Source organism: Streptomyces sp. NPDC002935, from assembly GCF_040611295.1.
GTDB lineage: Bacteria > Actinomycetota > Actinomycetes > Streptomycetales > Streptomycetaceae > Streptomyces.
The window spans coordinates 1-15,373 of sequence record NZ_JBEXNW010000021.1; the positions used below are offsets into that span (position 1 = coordinate 1).

The window sequence follows — 15,373 nt, forward strand, 5'->3', positions numbered from 1 at the left end:
GGTCATCACGGCGTACACGCTGGCCTTCGGCGGGCTGCTGTTGCTCGGCGGCCGGATCGCCGACCTCGTCGCCGGAACCATCAGGTTCCGGCCACCCCGGCGGCACGTTTCTGCTGAGCTGTCCTAAGGGGTCAGCCCTCGTCGTGGGCGACCGCGCGACGCGCGTCCGCGTCCAGGACGCCCCAGCTGATCAGCTGCTCGGTCAGGACCGAGGGGGACTGGTCGTAGATGACGGCGAGGGTGCGCAGGTCGTCCTGGCGGATCGACAGCACCTTGCCGTTGTAGTCGCCGCGCTGCGACTGGATCGTCGCCGCGTAGCGCTGGAGGGGGCCCGCCTTCTCGGCCGGCACGTGGGCCAGCCGCTCCAGGTCGAGGACCAGCTTCGGCGGCGGCTCGGCGGCCCCGCCCGGAGTGGTGCCGGGCAGCAGCTCCTGCACCGGAACCCCGTAGAAGTCCGCCAGCTCGGCAAGGCGCTGCACGGTGACGGCGCGGTCGCCGCGCTCGTAAGAACCGACCACGACCGCCTTCCAGCGGCCCTGGGACTTCTCCTCGACGCCGTGGAGGGAAAGGCCCTGCTGGGTGCGGATCGCGCGGAGCTTGGCCCCGAGCTGTTTGGCGTATTCGCTGGACATATAGCTCCCCGGACGCTGTATCAACGTGCGGCTCCGCCGCGCGGCTGGTGACTCACTGTGAGGTTACGCAGCGTTACTCTCCCCCGTCAAGCCGAACGGATTTCGACCGGCCCCCGCGCGGGTGTCACCGGACGTGGCTCAAAGCGATGTGATCAGGTGCGTTGCCGGGCTGGTAGCGTGGATGGCGCAATTCCGACGTCCTTTAATGATCCGTCCCGTGAGGCGGAGAAGGAGGTCCGTTTCTTATGGACACCGAGTACGACAAGCAGCAGTACGAAGCCGATGCGCGGCCCGTTCTGGAGGCGCCCGACATCGCGCGGGTGCTGACCCGCATCGCCCACGAGATCGTCGAACGCGCCAAGGGCGCCGACGACGTGGTGCTCCTCGGCATCCCGACCCGGGGTGTCTTCCTGGCCCGCAGACTGGCCGACAAGCTCGAAGAGATCACCGATCGCAAGATCCCCGTCGGCTCTCTCGACATCACCATGTACCGCGACGACCTGCGCATGCACCCGCCGCGTGCGCTGGCCCGCACCGAGATCCCCGGTGACGGCATCGACGGCCGCCTGGTCGTCCTCGTCGACGACGTGCTCTTCTCCGGCCGCACCATCCGCGCCGCGCTCGACGCGCTGAACGACATCGGCCGGCCGCGCGCCGTGCAGCTCGCCGTCCTGGTCGACCGGGGCCACCGCGAACTGCCCATCCGCGCTGACTACGTCGGCAAGAACCTCCCCACGTCGTTGCGGGAGACGGTCAAGGTCCAGCTCGCCGAGGAGGACGGTCGCGACACCGTGCTGCTCGGTGTCAAGCGGACCTCCCCGGGCGAGCAGCACTAGCGCTCCGGCCCCCGCCGCCGAGTGCGCTCCCGCGCGCCCGCATGCCCGAATCCTCCCTGAACTTCCTTACGGAGCCTGACAGATGCAGCGTCATCTCATCTCGGCCGCCGACCTCACCCGCGACGACGCCGTCCTGATCCTCGACACCGCCGAGGAGATGGCCCGGGTCGCCGACCGGCCGATCAAGAAGCTGCCGACCCTGCGCGGCCGCACCGTCGTCAACCTCTTCTTCGAGGACTCGACCCGCACCCGGATCTCGTTCGAGGCCGCCGAGAAGCGCCTCTCCGCGGACGTCATCAACTTCACCGCCAAGGGGTCGAGCGTCTCCAAGGGCGAGTCCCTCAAGGACACCGCCCAGACCCTCGAAGCCATGGGCGTCGACGCCGTAGTCATCCGGCACGGCGCCTCCGGAGCCCCGTACCGGCTCGCCACCTCCGGCTGGATCGACGCCGTCGTCATCAACGCGGGCGACGGCACCCACCAGCACCCCACACAGGCCCTGCTCGACGCCTTCACCATGCGCCGCCGCCTCGTCGGCCGGGACGCCGGGATCGGCCAGGACCTGGCCGGCAAGCGCATCACGATCGTCGGCGACGTCCTGCACTCCCGGGTCGCGCGCTCCAACGTCGACCTGCTGCACACCCTGGGCGCCGAGGTCACCCTCGTCGCGCCGCCCACCCTGGTGCCGGTCGGCGTGGAGACCTGGCCCTGCGAGATCTCGTACGACCTCGACAGCACGCTCTCCAAGTCCGACGCGGTGATGATGCTGCGCGTCCAGCGCGAGCGGATGAACGCGGCGTTCTTCCCGACCGAGCGCGAGTACTCGCGTCGCTACGGGCTCGACGGCGACCGCATGGCGAAGATGCCCGAGCACGCGATCGTGATGCACCCCGGCCCGATGGTCCGCGGCATGGAGATCACCGCCGAGGTCGCCGACTCCGACCGCTGCACCGTCGTCGAGCAGGTCGCCAACGGTGTCTCGATCCGCATGGCCGTGCTCTACCTGCTGCTGGGCGGCAACGAGCCCGCCGTCACCCACACCCGTACCGAGGAGAAGTAAGACGATGAGCAAGATCCTGATCCGTGGTGCGAAGGTGCTCGGCGGCGAGCCGCAGGACGTCCTGATCGACGGCGACACGATCGCGGAGGTCGGCACCGGCCTGTCCGCCGAGGGCGCGGAGGTCGTCGAGGCCGACGGCAAGGTGCTGCTGCCGGGCCTCGTCGACCTGCACACCCATCTGCGTGAGCCCGGCCGCGAGGACTCCGAGACCGTGCTGACCGGCACGCGCGCGGCGGCGAGCGGCGGTTTCACGGCCGTGTTCGCCATGGCCAACACCTTCCCGGTCGCCGACACGGCCGGTGTGGTCGAGCAGGTCTACCGGCTCGGCCAGGAGCACGGCTACTGCGACGTGCAGCCGATCGGCGCCGTCACCGTCGGCCTTGAGGGCAAGAAGCTCGCCGAGCTGGGCGCCATGCACGAGTCCGCCGCGGGCGTCACGGTCTTCTCCGACGACGGCAAGTGCGTCGACGACGCCGTGATCATGCGCCGCGCGCTGGAGTACGTGAAGGCCTTCGGCGGCGTCGTCGCGCAGCACGCCCAGGAGCCCCGGCTCACCGAGGGCGCCCAGATGAACGAGGGAATCGTCTCCGCCGAGCTCGGTCTCGGCGGCTGGCCCGCGGTGGCCGAGGAATCGATCATCGCCCGCGACGTCCTGCTCGCCGAGCACGTCGGCTCGCGCGTGCACATCTGCCACCTGTCGACCGCCGGCTCCGTCGAGATCGTCCGCTGGGCCAAGTCCCGCGGCATCGACGTCACCGCCGAGGTCACCCCGCACCACCTGCTCCTCACGGACGAGCTGGTGCGCTCGTACAACCCGGTCTACAAGGTCAACCCGCCGCTGCGCACCGAGCGGGACGTCATGGCGCTGCGCCAGGCGCTCGCCGACGGCACGATCGACATCGTCGCGACCGACCACGCGCCGCACCCGCACGAGGACAAGGACTGCGAGTGGGCCGCCGCCGCCATGGGCATGGTCGGCCTGGAGACCGCGCTGTCCGTCGTCCAGCAGACGATGGTCGAGACCGGGCTGCTCGACTGGGCCGGCGTCGCCGACCGCATGTCCGTCAAGCCTGCCGCGATCGGCCGGGCCGCGGGCCACGGACGTCCCGTCTCGGTGGGTGAGCCCGCGAACCTCACGCTGGTCGACACCGCATACCGTGGGACGGTGGACCCCGCTGGCTTCGCCTCACGCAGCCGCAACACCCCCTACGAGGGCCGCGAGCTGCCGGGCAGGGTCACCCACACCTGGCTGCGGGGCAAGGCCACCCTCGTCGACGGGAAGCTCGCGTGACACCTCTCATCTCCCTGGCCGCCGCCGAACAGAAGTCGGCGCCGGTGACCGACTGGGCCGCCCGGATCGGCTGGCTCGTCGGCCTCGCCCTCTTCATCGCGCTCGTCTACTGGCTGATGCGCGAGGGCTGGAAGTGGCGCGGCACCCTCCAGGGTGACCTGCCCGAGCTGCCTGCCGCGCCAGAAGACCCCGGCCCGGTGAAACTGAGCATGAGCGGCCGCTACCACGGCTCCACCACGGCCGGACAGTGGCTCGACCGCATCGTGGCGCACGGCCTGGGCACCCGCAGCCGGGCCGAGCTCACTCTGACGGACGCGGGACTGGACGTCGTACGCCCCGGCGCGAGCGACTTCTTCGTCCCGGCCTCGCAGCTGCGCGAGGCCCGGCTCGACAAGGGCATCGCGGGCAAGGTCCTCACCGAGGGCGGACTCCTCGTCGTCACCTGGGCGCACGGCGACAGGCTCCTCGACTCCGGCTTCCGCTCGGACCGCGCGGCCGAGCACAACGAATGGGTCGACACCCTGAACGGCATGATCAACAAGACGGAAACGGAAGGCGCACGATGACGACCTCCACTCAGGGGAACGCCTCGCAGAGGGAGAAGGCGCTTCCCGCCGTACTCGTCCTGGAGGACGGCCGCGTCTTCCGCGGCCGCGCCTACGGGGCCGTGGGGGAGACCTTCGGCGAAGCGGTGTTCTCCACCGGCATGACCGGTTACCAGGAGACCCTCACCGACCCGTCGTACCACCGCCAGGTCGTCGTGATGACCGCCCCGCACGTCGGCAACACCGGCGTCAACGACGAGGACCCCGAGTCGCAGCGGATCTGGGTCGCCGGATACGTCGTCCGCGACCCCGCGCGCGTGCCCTCCAACTGGCGCTCGCGGCGCTCGCTGGACGAGGAACTGCGCAACCAGGGTGTCGTCGGCATCAGCGGCATCGACACCCGCGCCCTCACCCGCCACCTGCGTGAGCGCGGCGCCATGCGCGTCGGCATCTTCTCCGGCAACGCGCTGCCCGACGCGGGCACCATGCTCGCCGAGGTGCGCCAGGCGCCCGAGATGAAGGGCGCGAACCTCGCCGCCGAGGTCGCCACGAAGGAGCCCTACGTCGTCCCCGCGATCGGCCCCGACGGCGAAGCCGTCCCGATCGGCAAGGCGAAGTTCACCGTCGCCGCCGTCGACCTGGGCATCAAGGGCATGACCCCGCACCGGATGGCCGAGCGCGGCATCGAGGTGCACGTGCTGCCCGCGACGGCCACCGCCGAGGACATCTACGCCGTGAACCCGGACGGCGTCTTCTTCTCCAACGGCCCCGGCGACCCGGCGACCGCCGACGGTCCCGTCGCGGTCATGCAGGAAGTCCTCGCCCGCAAGACCCCGCTCTTCGGCATCTGCTTCGGCAACCAGATCCTCGGCCGGGCCCTCGGCTTCGGCACGTACAAGCTGAAGTACGGCCACCGCGGCATCAACCAGCCCGTGCAGGACCGTACGACCGGCAAGGTCGAGGTCACCGCGCACAACCACGGCTTCGCCGTCGACGCCCCGCTCGACGAGGTCTCCCAGACCCCCTACGGCCGCGCCGAGGTCTCCCACGTCTGCCTCAACGACAACGTGGTGGAGGGCCTCCAGCTGCTCGACCAGCCGGCCTTCAGCGTCCAGTACCACCCCGAAGCGGCAGCAGGACCGCACGACGCCGCCTACCTGTTCGACCGCTTCACGTCTTTGATGGAAACAGTCCAGATGGAGGGCCAGCGTGCCTAAGCGCACCGATATCCAGTCCGTCCTGGTCATCGGCTCCGGCCCGATCGTCATCGGCCAGGCCGCCGAGTTCGACTACTCCGGCACCCAGGCGTGCCGCGTCCTGCGCGCCGAGGGCCTGCGGGTCATCCTGGTCAACTCCAACCCGGCGACGATCATGACCGACCCGGAGATCGCCGACGCCACCTACATCGAGCCGATCACCCCCGAATTCGTCGAGAAGATCATCGCCAAGGAGCGCCCCGACGTCCTGCTGCCCACGCTCGGCGGCCAGACGGCACTCAACACAGCGATCTCCATGCACGAGCAGGGGGTGCTGGAGAAGTACGGCGTCGAACTGATCGGCGCCAACGTCGAGGCGATCAACAAGGGCGAGGACCGCGACCTCTTCAAGGGCGTCGTCGAGGCCGTCCGCGCGAAGATCGGGCACGGCGAGTCCGCCCGGTCCGTGATCTGCCACTCCATGGACGACGTGCTCGCGGGCGTCGAGACGCTCGGCGGCTACCCCGTCGTCGTCCGCCCCTCCTTCACCATGGGCGGCGCCGGCTCCGGCTTCGCCCACGACGAGGAGGAGCTGCGCCGCATCGCCGGCCAGGGCCTCACGCTCTCCCCGACCACCGAGGTGCTCCTGGAGGAGTCCATCCTCGGCTGGAAGGAGTACGAGCTGGAGCTGATGCGCGACAAGAATGACAACGTCGTGGTCGTCTGCTCCATCGAGAACTTCGACCCCATGGGCGTCCACACCGGCGACTCCATCACCGTCGCGCCGGCGATGACGCTGACCGACCGCGAGTACCAGCGGCTGCGTGACATCGGCATCGCGATCATCCGCGAGGTCGGCGTCGACACCGGCGGCTGCAACATCCAGTTCGCGGTCAACCCCGTCGACGGCCGCATCATCGTCATCGAGATGAACCCGCGCGTCTCGCGGTCCTCGGCGCTCGCCTCCAAGGCGACCGGCTTCCCGATCGCCAAGATCGCGGCCAAGCTCGCCGTCGGCTACACGCTCGACGAGATCCCGAACGACATCACCGAGAAGACCCCGGCGTCCTTCGAGCCGACCCTCGACTACGTCGTCGTGAAGGCCCCGCGCTTCGCCTTCGAGAAGTTCCCGTCCGCCGACTCCACCCTGACGACCACCATGAAGTCGGTCGGCGAGGCCATGGCGATCGGCCGCAACTTCACCGAGGCGCTGCAGAAGGCCTTGCGCTCGCTGGAGAAGAAGGGCAGCCAGTTCACCTTCGTGGGTGAGCCCGGTGACAAGGACGAGCTGCTGCGCGAGGCCGTCCGGCCCACCGACGGCCGCATCAACACCGTCATGCAGGCCATCCGCTCGGGCGCCACGCAGGAGGAGGTCTTCGAGTCCACGAAGATCGACCCGTGGTTCGTCGACCAGCTGTTCCTGATCAAGGAGATCGCGGACGACCTGGCCGCCGCCGAGAAGCTCGGCCCGGAGCTGCTTGCCGAGGCCAAGCGGCACGGCTTCTCCGACGCGCAGATCGCCGAGATCCGCGGGCTGCGCGAGGACGTCGTCCGCGAGGTGCGGCACGCGCTGGGCGTGCGCCCGGTCTACAAGACGGTCGACACCTGCGCCGCCGAGTTCGCGGCGAAGACGCCGTACTTCTACTCCTCCTACGACGAGGAGAGCGAGGTCGCGCGGCGCGAGAAGCCCGCCGTGATCATCCTCGGCTCCGGCCCGAACCGCATCGGCCAGGGCATCGAGTTCGACTACTCCTGCGTCCACGCCTCCTTCGCGCTCAGCGACGCGGGCTACGAGACCGTGATGGTCAACTGCAACCCCGAGACCGTTTCCACGGACTACGACACCTCCGACCGCCTGTACTTCGAGCCGCTCACGCTCGAGGACGTGCTGGAGATCGTGCACGCGGAGTCGCTGGCCGGTCCGATCGCCGGTGTGATCGTGCAGCTCGGCGGCCAGACCCCGCTCGGCCTGTCGCAGGCGCTCAAGGACAACGGCGTGCCGATCGTGGGCACCTCGCCCGAGGCGATCCACGCCGCCGAGGACCGCGGCGCCTTCGGGCGGGTCCTCGAGGAGGCGGGCCTGCCCGCTCCCAAGCACGGCACCGCCACCACCTTCGCCGAGGCCAAGGCCATCGCCGACGAGATCGGCTACCCCGTCCTCGTCCGGCCCTCGTACGTCCTCGGCGGGCGCGGCATGGAGATCGTGTACGACGAGACGCGGCTGTCCTCGTACATCGCCGAGTCGACCGAGATCAGCCCCTCCCGGCCGGTGCTGGTCGACCGGTTCCTCGACGACGCGATCGAGATCGACGTCGACGCGCTGTACGACGGCGAGGAGCTCTACCTCGGCGGCGTCATGGAGCACATCGAGGAGGCCGGCATCCACTCCGGCGACTCGGCGTGCGCGCTGCCGCCGATCACCCTCGGCGGGTTCGACATCAAGCGGCTGCGCGCCTCGACGGAGGCCATCGCCAAGGGCGTCGGTGTCCGCGGCCTGATCAACATCCAGTTCGCGATGGCCGGCGACATCCTCTACGTCCTCGAAGCCAACCCGCGCGCCTCGCGCACCGTCCCCTTCACCTCGAAGGCGACCGCGGTGCCGCTCGCGAAGGCCGCCGCCCGTATCTCCCTGGGCGCGACCGTCGCAGAGCTGCGGGCCGAGGGGCTGCTCCCGGCGAACGGCGACGGCGGCACCCTGCCGCTCGACGCGCCGATCTCCGTCAAGGAGGCCGTCATGCCGTGGTCGCGCTTCCGCGACATCCACGGACGCGGCGTCGACACGGTCCTCGGCCCGGAGATGCGGTCCACCGGCGAGGTCATGGGCATCGACTCGGTGTTCGGGACGGCGTACGCCAAGTCGCAGGCGGGCGCGTACGGTCCGCTGCCCACCAAGGGCCGCGCCTTCATCTCGGTCGCCAACCGCGACAAGCGCTCGATGATCTTCCCGGCGCGGGAACTCGTCGCCCACGGCTTCGAGCTGATGGCCACCTCCGGCACGGCCGAGGTGCTCAAGCGCAACGGCATCAACGCCACGGTCGTGCGCAAGCAGAGCGAGGGCGAGGGCCCGAACGGCGAGAGGACCATCGTCCAGCTCATCCACGACGGCGAGGTCGACCTCATCGTCAACACGCCGTACGGCACCGGCGGCCGCCTCGACGGCTACGAGATCCGTACGGCGGCCGTGGCCCGGTCGGTCCCGTGCCTGACCACGGTGCAGGCGCTCGCCGCCGCCGTCCAGGGCATCGACGCGCTCAACCACGGCGACGTGGGCGTGCGGTCGCTCCAGGAACACGCCGAGCATCTGATCGCCTCGCGCGACTAGCGGCCCTGAGGGGGACACCGGGAAAACGGTGTCCCCCTCTTCATGAGGCCCCCGCCCCTGTATGAGGCCCCTCACCGGGCTCTTTCGAGGACATGATCATGTACAAGCTCTTCTTCAACCTCGTCTTCAAGCGGATGGACCCGGAGCAGGCCCACCACCTGGCCTTCCGCTGGATCCGGCTCGTCGCCCGTATCCCCGTCCTGCGCACCTTCGTCGCCGCCGCGCTCGCGCCCCGGCACAAGGAGCTGCGCACCGAGGCGTTCGGGCTGCGCATGCACGGCCCCTTCGGACTCGCGGCCGGCTTCGACAAGAACGCCGTGGCCATCGACGGGATGTCGATGCTCGGCTTCGACCACGTCGAGATCGGCACGGTCACCGGGGAGCCGCAGCCCGGCAATCCCAAGAAGCGGCTGTTCCGCCTCGTGCCGGACCGCGCCCTGATCAACCGCATGGGATTCAACAACGAGGGCTCCGCGGCCGTCTCCGAGCGCCTGGCGGCCCGTACGCCCGTGTTCAGGACCGTCGTGGGCGTCAACATCGGCAAGACCAAGGCCGTCCCCGAGGAGGAGGCCGTCGGCGACTATGTGAAGTCGACCGAGCGCCTCGCCCGGCACGCCGACTACCTCGTCGTGAACGTGTCGTCCCCGAACACGCCCGGCCTCCGCAACCTCCAGGCCACCGAGGCACTGCGCCCGCTGCTCAGCGCCGTCCGCGAGGCCGCCGACCGCGCCGTCACCGACCGGCGCGTCCCGCTCCTCGTCAAGATCGCCCCCGACCTCGCCGACGAGGACATCGACGCGGTCGCCGACCTCGCCGTCGAGCTCGGCCTGGACGGAATCATCGCCACGAACACGACCATCGCGCGCGAGGGGCTCGGTCTGAAGTCCGAACCCTCTCTGGTGAAGGAGACCGGCGGACTCTCGGGCGCGCCGCTCAAGGCGCGCTCCCTGGAGGTGCTCCGCCGCCTCTACGCGCGCGTGGGCGACCGCATCACCCTGGTGGGCGTAGGCGGCATCGAGAACGCCGAGGACGCCTGGCAGCGCATCCTGGCCGGCGCCACGCTGGTCCAGGGCTACAGCGCCTTCATCTACGAGGGGCCCTTCTGGGGCCGCGCCATCCACAAGGGGCTCGCCGCCCGCCTGCGGACGAGCCCGCACTCCACCCTCGCCGACGCGGTCGGCGCCGACGTGAGGAAGTCCGTATGAGCCTGGAACCCTTCGGCGCACGCCTTCGCCGTGCCATGGACGAGCGCGGCCCCCTGTGCGTGGGCATCGACCCGCACGCCTCCCTGCTCGCCGACTGGGGGCTCGGCGACGACATCGCGGGTCTGGAGCGCTTCAGCCGCACGGTCGTCGAGGCGCTCGCCGAGCGGGTCGCCGTCCTCAAGCCGCAGAGCGCCTTCTTCGAGCGGTTCGGCTCGCGCGGCATCGCCGTCCTGGAGAAGTCGGTCGAACAGGCGCGGGCGGCCGGGGCGCTGGTCGTGATGGACGCCAAGCGCGGCGACATCGGCTCGACCATGGCCGCGTACGCCGAGACCTTCCTGCGCAAGGACGCGCCGCTCTTCTCGGACGCGCTGACCGTGTCGCCCTACCTGGGCTACGGCTCGCTGAAGCCCGCGGTGGAGCTGGCGCGCGAGAGCGGGACCGGACTCTTCGTCCTCGCGCTCACCTCCAATCCGGAGGGCGGCGAGGTACAGCACGCCGTTCGCGCGGACGGACGCGACGTCGGAGCGACGATGCTCGGGCACCTGGCCGCCGAGAACGCGGACGAGACGCCCCTCGGCTCCTTCGGAGCGGTCGTCGGCGCCACCCTGGGCGATCTCTCCTCCTACGACCTGGACATCAACGGCCCGCTCCTCGCGCCCGGCATCGGTGCCCAGGGAGCGACGGCGGCCGACCTGGCGGGCGTCTTCGGGCCGGCCGTGCGCAATGTCGTCCCGAACGTGAGCCGGGGTGTCCTTCGTCACGGGCCCGACGTCATGGCGCTGCGTGAGTCGGCGGAGGGGTTCGCGGAGGAGATCAGGGCGGCTGTGGCGGCCGCCTGAGTCCTCCGACAGCCGTTCGAGGGCCGTCCGGCGAGTGTCTTGCGAGCGCCCCGAGTCTGAATACATTCTCAAATCCGGGGAGGTATGTCGGAAATGTCGGGCCCCAGGGAGGCTGACCAGGACTTTTCCTCTGTTCTCGCTGACTCCGGCGCACTTGCCCGCTAGTCTCCGTCGAGTGGGGGCACCTCCCGCGGCCACAAGGCAGTGGGCGAGATCGGGCAAGCGTGTTGCTCGTAGCTCCCCAGGTGTGGGGCGACTAGGTTCCTCACCGGTCCGTATCCGACAGTTCGACATCCGAGGTGACGTAGGCGTGGCTCTTCCGCCCCTTACCCCTGAACAGCGCGCAGCCGCGCTCGAAAAGGCCGCCGCGGCTCGCCGGGAGCGGGCCGAGGTCAAGAATCGACTCAAGCACTCCGGCGCCTCGCTGCACGAGGTGATCAAGCAGGGTCAGGAGAACGACGTCATCGGCAAGATGAAGGTCTCCGCTCTCCTGGAGTCCCTGCCGGGCGTGGGCAAGGTCCGCGCCAAGCAGATCATGGAGCGACTCGGGATCTCCGAGAGCCGCCGCGTACGCGGTCTCGGCTCTAACCAGATCGCCTCTTTGGAGCGCGAGTTCGGCGGTTCCGGCGCCTGAGTCCTGGGCACCCCGGGATTGCTGGAATAATCGCTGCATGAGTGAACGTCCGCGGCTGACCGTGCTCTCCGGCCCCTCAGGGGTCGGCAAGAGCACGGTCGTCGCTCATATGCGCAAAGAACACCCCGAGGTATGGCTCTCGGTGTCGGCGACGACCCGCAAGCCGCGCCCCGGTGAGAAGCACGGAGTCCACTACTTCTTCGTCTCCGACGACGAGATGGACAAGCTGATCGCCAACGGCGAGCTCCTGGAGTGGGCCGAATTCGCCGGCAATCGCTACGGCACTCCGCGCGCCGCGGTCCTGGAGCACCTGGAAACGGGTGTACCGGTCCTCCTGGAGATCGACCTCCAGGGTGCCCGCCAGGTCCGCGAGTCGATGCCGGAGGCGCTGCTCGTGTTCCTGGCTCCGCCCTCCTGGGAGGAGCTGGTGCGCCGGCTGACCGGGCGGGGCACCGAACCGCCCGAGGTCATCGAGCGCCGTCTGGAGGCGGCCAAGGTCGAACTCGCGGCCGAGCCGGAGTTCGATGTCACCCTGGTCAACACCTCCGTCGAGGACGTGGCGCGCGAGCTGCTAGCCTTGGTGGAAGTTGTTTGATCTTTCAGGTCAATTTTCCACCTTTCGGAAGGCAGAGCGTGTCCTCTTCCATCACTGCTCCCGAGGGCATCATCAACCCTCCGATCGACGAGCTCCTCGAGGCCACCGACTCGAAGTACAGCCTGGTGATCTACGCGGCCAAGCGTGCCCGCCAGATCAACGCGTACTACTCGCAGCTCGGCGAGGGCCTCCTTGAGTACGTCGGTCCGCTCGTCGACACCCACGTCCACGAGAAGCCGCTGTCGATCGCCCTGCGCGAGATCAACGCGGGTCTGCTGACCTCCGAGGCCGTCGAAGGCCCCGCCCAGTAGTCGTTCATCTGCTCATCCCAGGCCCGGCGGCGCGACCGCCGGGCCTGTGGTGTGTCATGGAGTCGTACGTTTCCGAGCTCGGGGAGAGACGGTGGACAAGCCGAAGGTCGTTCTGGGGGTCAGCGGTGGCATCGCCGCGTACAAGGCCTGTGAGCTGCTGCGACGGCTGACGGAGTCGGGCCACGACGTGCGGGTCGTACCCACCGCGTCCGCGCTGCACTTCGTCGGCGCCGCCACCTGGTCCGCCCTTTCGGGCCACCCCGTCTCCACGGAGGTCTGGTCGGACGTCCACGAGGTCCCGCACGTCCGCATCGGGCAGCACGCCGACCTCGTGGTGGTGGCCCCCGCGACCGCCGACATGCTGGCCAAGGCGGCCCACGGGCTGGCCGACGACCTCCTCACCAACACCCTGCTCACCGCCCGCTGCCCGGTCGTCCTCGCGCCCGCCATGCACACCGAGATGTGGGAGCACCCGGCCACCCAGGAGAACGTGGCGACCCTGCGGCGCCGCGGTGCCGTCGTCATCGAGCCCGCCGTGGGGCGCCTCACCGGCGTCGACACCGGCAAGGGACGGCTGCCCGACCCGGGGGAGATCTTCGAGGTCTGCCGCCGGGTGCTCGCCCGCGGCGTGACCGAGCCCGATCTCGCCGGGCGCCATGTCGTCGTCAGCGCGGGCGGCACCCGTGAACCCCTCGACCCCGTCCGCTTCCTCGGCAACCGCTCCTCCGGCAAGCAGGGGTACGCGCTCGCCCGCACCGCAGCCGCGCGCGGCGCCCGGGTCACGCTGATCGCGGCGAACACCGGCCTCGCGGACCCGGCCGGGGTCGACGTGGTCCAGGTCGGCACCGCCGTGCAGATGCGGGAGGCCGTACTGAAGGCGGCCCCGGAGGCCGACGCGATCGTGATGGCGGCCGCGGTGGCGGACTTCCGCCCGGAGTCGTACGCCGCGGGGAAGATCAAGAAGAAGGACGGCCAGGAGCCGGAGCCGATCGTCCTGGTCCGCAATCCGGACATCCTCGCGGAGATCTCCGCGGACCGTCCGCGCCCCGGGCAGGTGGTGGTGGGGTTCGCCGCCGAAACCGACGACGTCCTCGCCAACGGACGGACGAAACTGGAGCGCAAGGGCTGCGATCTGCTCGTGGTGAACGAGGTGGGGGAGCGCAAGACCTTCGGCTCCGAGGAGAACGAGGCCGTGGTGCTCGGGGCCGACGGCAGCGAGACTCCGGTGCCCCACGGACCCAAGGAAGCCCTGGCCGAGACGGTGTGGGACCTGGTGACACGCCGACTGACGTGAAAGCTCACCCATCCGGCCGGTTGCCGCAAAGGCCGTAAAAACGGGCGTGGCGACCCTGGCGGAGAGCGACGGCCATGACGCAGAATGCCCGTGCCGCAGGTCACAGGGCTTCCGAGAGGCGAGACAGGGGTCCCGCGGCTGAGCGCGACCGATAAACTGTTCACGGACGACGCCGAGCGCAGCTCTCGTCCCGTCCACCAATGATCAGCCAGCAGCCGCTGCAACCACAGGGAGCGTTGTGTCCCGTCGCCTGTTCACCTCGGAGTCCGTGACCGAGGGTCACCCCGACAAGATCGCTGACCAGATCAGCGACACCATTCTCGATGCGCTTCTGCGCGAGGACCCGACATCCCGGGTCGCCGTTGAGACGCTCATCACCACCGGCCTGGTGCATGTGGCCGGAGAGGTCACGACCAAGGCGTACGCGCCGATCGCCCAGCTGGTCCGCGACAAGATCCTGGAGATCGGCTACGACTCGTCGAAGAAGGGCTTCGACGGAGCGTCCTGTGGCGTGTCGGTGTCGATCGGCTCCCAGTCCCCGGACATCGCGCAGGGTGTCGACACGGCCTACGAGTCCCGTGTCGAGGGTGACGAGGACGAGCTGGACAGGCAGGGCGCCGGCGACCAGGGCCTGATGTTCGGGTACGCGACGGACGAGACCCCGAACCTGATGCCGCTCCCGATCCACCTCGCGCACCGGCTCGCGCGCCGGCTGTCCGAGGTCCGCAAGAACGGGACCATCCCGTACCTGCGCCCCGACGGCAAGACCCAGGTCACCATCGAGTACGACGGCGACAAGGCGGTCCGGCTGGACACCGTCGTCGTCTCCTCGCAGCACGCGTCGGACATCGACCTGGACTCCCTGCTCGCTCCCGACATCCGCGAGTTCGTGGTGGAGCCGGAGCTGAAGGCCCTCCTCGACGACGGCATCAAGCTGGAGACCGAGGGCTACCGCCTGCTGGTGAACCCGACCGGCCGCTTCGAGATCGGCGGCCCGATGGGCGACGCCGGCCTCACCGGCCGCAAGATCATCATCGACACGTACGGCGGCATGGCCCGCCACGGCGGCGGCGCCTTCTCCGGCAAGGACCCGTCCAAGGTCGACCGCTCCGCCGCGTACGCGATGCGCTGGGTCGCGAAGAACGTCGTCGCCGCGGGCCTCGCCTCGCGCTGCGAGGTCCAGGTCGCCTACGCCATCGGCAAGGCCGAGCCGGTCGGTCTGTTCGTCGAGACCTTCGGCACCGCCAAGGTCGACGCCGAGAGGATCGAGACGGCCATCACCGACGTCTTCGACCTCCGCCCGGCGGCCATCATCCGCGACCTCGACCTGCTCCGGCCGATCTACGCCCAGACCGCCGCCTACGGCCACTTCGGCCGCGAGCTGCCCGACTTCACGTGGGAGCGGACGGACCGGGTGGACGCGCTGCGCAAGGCCGCGGGTCTGTAGGTCCCGAAAGGCTTCGTCCGAGCCGTGAGGCCCGGTACCCCCACGGGTGCCGGGCCTCACGGCTGCGAAGAAACCGGTGGTCCCGGCGGGCCGGACTTCGTACTCTGGTGATCTCCCGGTGCGATGGCCGCGGTTACTTCGGTGGAGTACGCCCCAGGGCGTGCGT

The 15,373-nt window shown here is 69.9% G+C and carries 14 protein-coding genes; 13 read left to right on the plus strand and 1 reads right to left on the minus strand.

The window, feature by feature from the left end; all coding sequences use genetic code 11:
* Positions 1 to 131: 131 nt before the first annotated feature.
* A complete protein-coding gene (bldD, locus tag ABZX90_RS26420; protein WP_037621142.1) occupies positions 132 to 632 on the minus strand; it encodes a transcriptional regulator BldD in 501 nt (166 codons plus the stop codon).
* Between the two features lie 245 nt (positions 633 to 877).
* Between bldD and pyrR the strand changes: the two genes are divergently transcribed.
* The 13 genes from pyrR (at position 878) to metK (ending at position 15,207) form a co-directional block, all read left to right on the plus strand.
* The gene (gene pyrR, locus ABZX90_RS26425; protein ID WP_351131064.1) at positions 878 to 1,468 is read left to right on the plus strand and encodes a bifunctional pyr operon transcriptional regulator/uracil phosphoribosyltransferase PyrR; all 591 of its coding nucleotides are present in this window, start codon (positions 878 to 880) and stop codon (positions 1,466 to 1,468) included.
* A gap of 82 nt (positions 1,469 to 1,550) precedes the next feature.
* The gene (locus tag ABZX90_RS26430) at positions 1,551 to 2,528 is read left to right on the plus strand and encodes an aspartate carbamoyltransferase catalytic subunit (protein ID WP_351131063.1); all 978 of its coding nucleotides are present in this window, start codon (positions 1,551 to 1,553) and stop codon (positions 2,526 to 2,528) included.
* Between the two features lie 4 nt (positions 2,529 to 2,532).
* The gene (locus ABZX90_RS26435) at positions 2,533 to 3,819 is read left to right on the plus strand and encodes a dihydroorotase (protein WP_351131061.1); all 1,287 of its coding nucleotides are present in this window, start codon (positions 2,533 to 2,535) and stop codon (positions 3,817 to 3,819) included.
* Positions 3,816 to 4,385, plus strand: coding sequence for a hypothetical protein (locus tag ABZX90_RS26440; protein WP_351131060.1), 570 nt, complete (start codon positions 3,816 to 3,818; stop codon positions 4,383 to 4,385). The genes ABZX90_RS26435 and ABZX90_RS26440 overlap by 4 nt, the downstream gene beginning before the upstream one ends.
* On the plus strand, positions 4,382 to 5,581 hold the full coding sequence (carA, locus tag ABZX90_RS26445) for a glutamine-hydrolyzing carbamoyl-phosphate synthase small subunit (RefSeq protein ID WP_351131059.1): 1,200 nt from the start codon (positions 4,382 to 4,384) through the stop codon (positions 5,579 to 5,581). Before ABZX90_RS26440 ends, carA begins: the two co-directional genes overlap by 4 nt.
* Positions 5,574 to 8,882 carry a carbamoyl-phosphate synthase large subunit gene (carB, locus tag ABZX90_RS26450; RefSeq protein ID WP_351131058.1) on the plus strand — a complete coding sequence of 1,103 codons (3,309 nt, stop codon included), beginning with the start codon at positions 5,574 to 5,576 and terminating at the stop codon, positions 8,880 to 8,882. Before carA ends, carB begins: the two co-directional genes overlap by 8 nt.
* Before the next feature lie 98 nt (positions 8,883 to 8,980).
* Positions 8,981 to 10,087: a quinone-dependent dihydroorotate dehydrogenase gene (locus ABZX90_RS26455; RefSeq protein WP_355208704.1), complete on the plus strand. Its 1,107-nt coding sequence runs from the start codon at positions 8,981 to 8,983 to the stop codon at positions 10,085 to 10,087.
* On the plus strand, positions 10,084 to 10,926 hold the full coding sequence (gene pyrF, locus ABZX90_RS26460; protein ID WP_351131055.1) for an orotidine-5'-phosphate decarboxylase: 843 nt from the start codon (positions 10,084 to 10,086) through the stop codon (positions 10,924 to 10,926). Before ABZX90_RS26455 ends, pyrF begins: the two co-directional genes overlap by 4 nt.
* A gap of 310 nt (positions 10,927 to 11,236) precedes the next feature.
* Positions 11,237 to 11,560 carry an integration host factor gene (locus tag ABZX90_RS26465; protein ID WP_016638838.1) on the plus strand — a complete coding sequence of 108 codons (324 nt, stop codon included), beginning with the start codon at positions 11,237 to 11,239 and terminating at the stop codon, positions 11,558 to 11,560.
* 37 nt (positions 11,561 to 11,597) lie between these two features.
* Positions 11,598 to 12,155, plus strand: a complete 558-nt coding sequence (gmk, locus tag ABZX90_RS26470; RefSeq protein ID WP_351131054.1) for a guanylate kinase — start codon at positions 11,598 to 11,600, stop codon at positions 12,153 to 12,155.
* Positions 12,156 to 12,193: 38 nt separating this feature from the next.
* On the plus strand, positions 12,194 to 12,466 hold the full coding sequence (rpoZ, locus tag ABZX90_RS26475) for a DNA-directed RNA polymerase subunit omega (RefSeq protein ID WP_003982715.1): 273 nt from the start codon (positions 12,194 to 12,196) through the stop codon (positions 12,464 to 12,466).
* A 91-nt stretch (positions 12,467 to 12,557) separates the two neighbouring features.
* The gene (gene coaBC / locus ABZX90_RS26480) at positions 12,558 to 13,760 is read left to right on the plus strand and encodes a bifunctional phosphopantothenoylcysteine decarboxylase/phosphopantothenate--cysteine ligase CoaBC (protein ID WP_355208709.1); all 1,203 of its coding nucleotides are present in this window, start codon (positions 12,558 to 12,560) and stop codon (positions 13,758 to 13,760) included.
* Between the two features lie 238 nt (positions 13,761 to 13,998).
* Positions 13,999 to 15,207, plus strand: coding sequence for a methionine adenosyltransferase (gene metK, locus ABZX90_RS26485; RefSeq protein WP_355208711.1), 1,209 nt, complete (start codon positions 13,999 to 14,001; stop codon positions 15,205 to 15,207).
* Positions 15,208 to 15,373 lie beyond the last annotated feature (166 nt).

Coding starts and splice junctions, on each gene's coding strand:
- bldD (WP_037621142.1), bottom strand. CDS start 632: ATGTCCAGCGAATACGCCAAACAGCTCGGGGCCAAGCTCCGCGCGATC.
- gmk (WP_351131054.1), top strand. CDS start 11,598: ATGAGTGAACGTCCGCGGCTGACCGTGCTCTCCGGCCCCTCAGGGGTC.
- ABZX90_RS26430 (WP_351131063.1), top strand. CDS start 1,551: ATGCAGCGTCATCTCATCTCGGCCGCCGACCTCACCCGCGACGACGCC.
- pyrR (WP_351131064.1), top strand. CDS start 878: ATGGACACCGAGTACGACAAGCAGCAGTACGAAGCCGATGCGCGGCCC.
- ABZX90_RS26435 (WP_351131061.1), top strand. CDS start 2,533: ATGAGCAAGATCCTGATCCGTGGTGCGAAGGTGCTCGGCGGCGAGCCG.
- carA (WP_351131059.1), top strand. CDS start 4,382: ATGACGACCTCCACTCAGGGGAACGCCTCGCAGAGGGAGAAGGCGCTT.
- pyrF (WP_351131055.1), top strand. CDS start 10,084: ATGAGCCTGGAACCCTTCGGCGCACGCCTTCGCCGTGCCATGGACGAG.
- ABZX90_RS26455 (WP_355208704.1), top strand. CDS start 8,981: ATGTACAAGCTCTTCTTCAACCTCGTCTTCAAGCGGATGGACCCGGAG.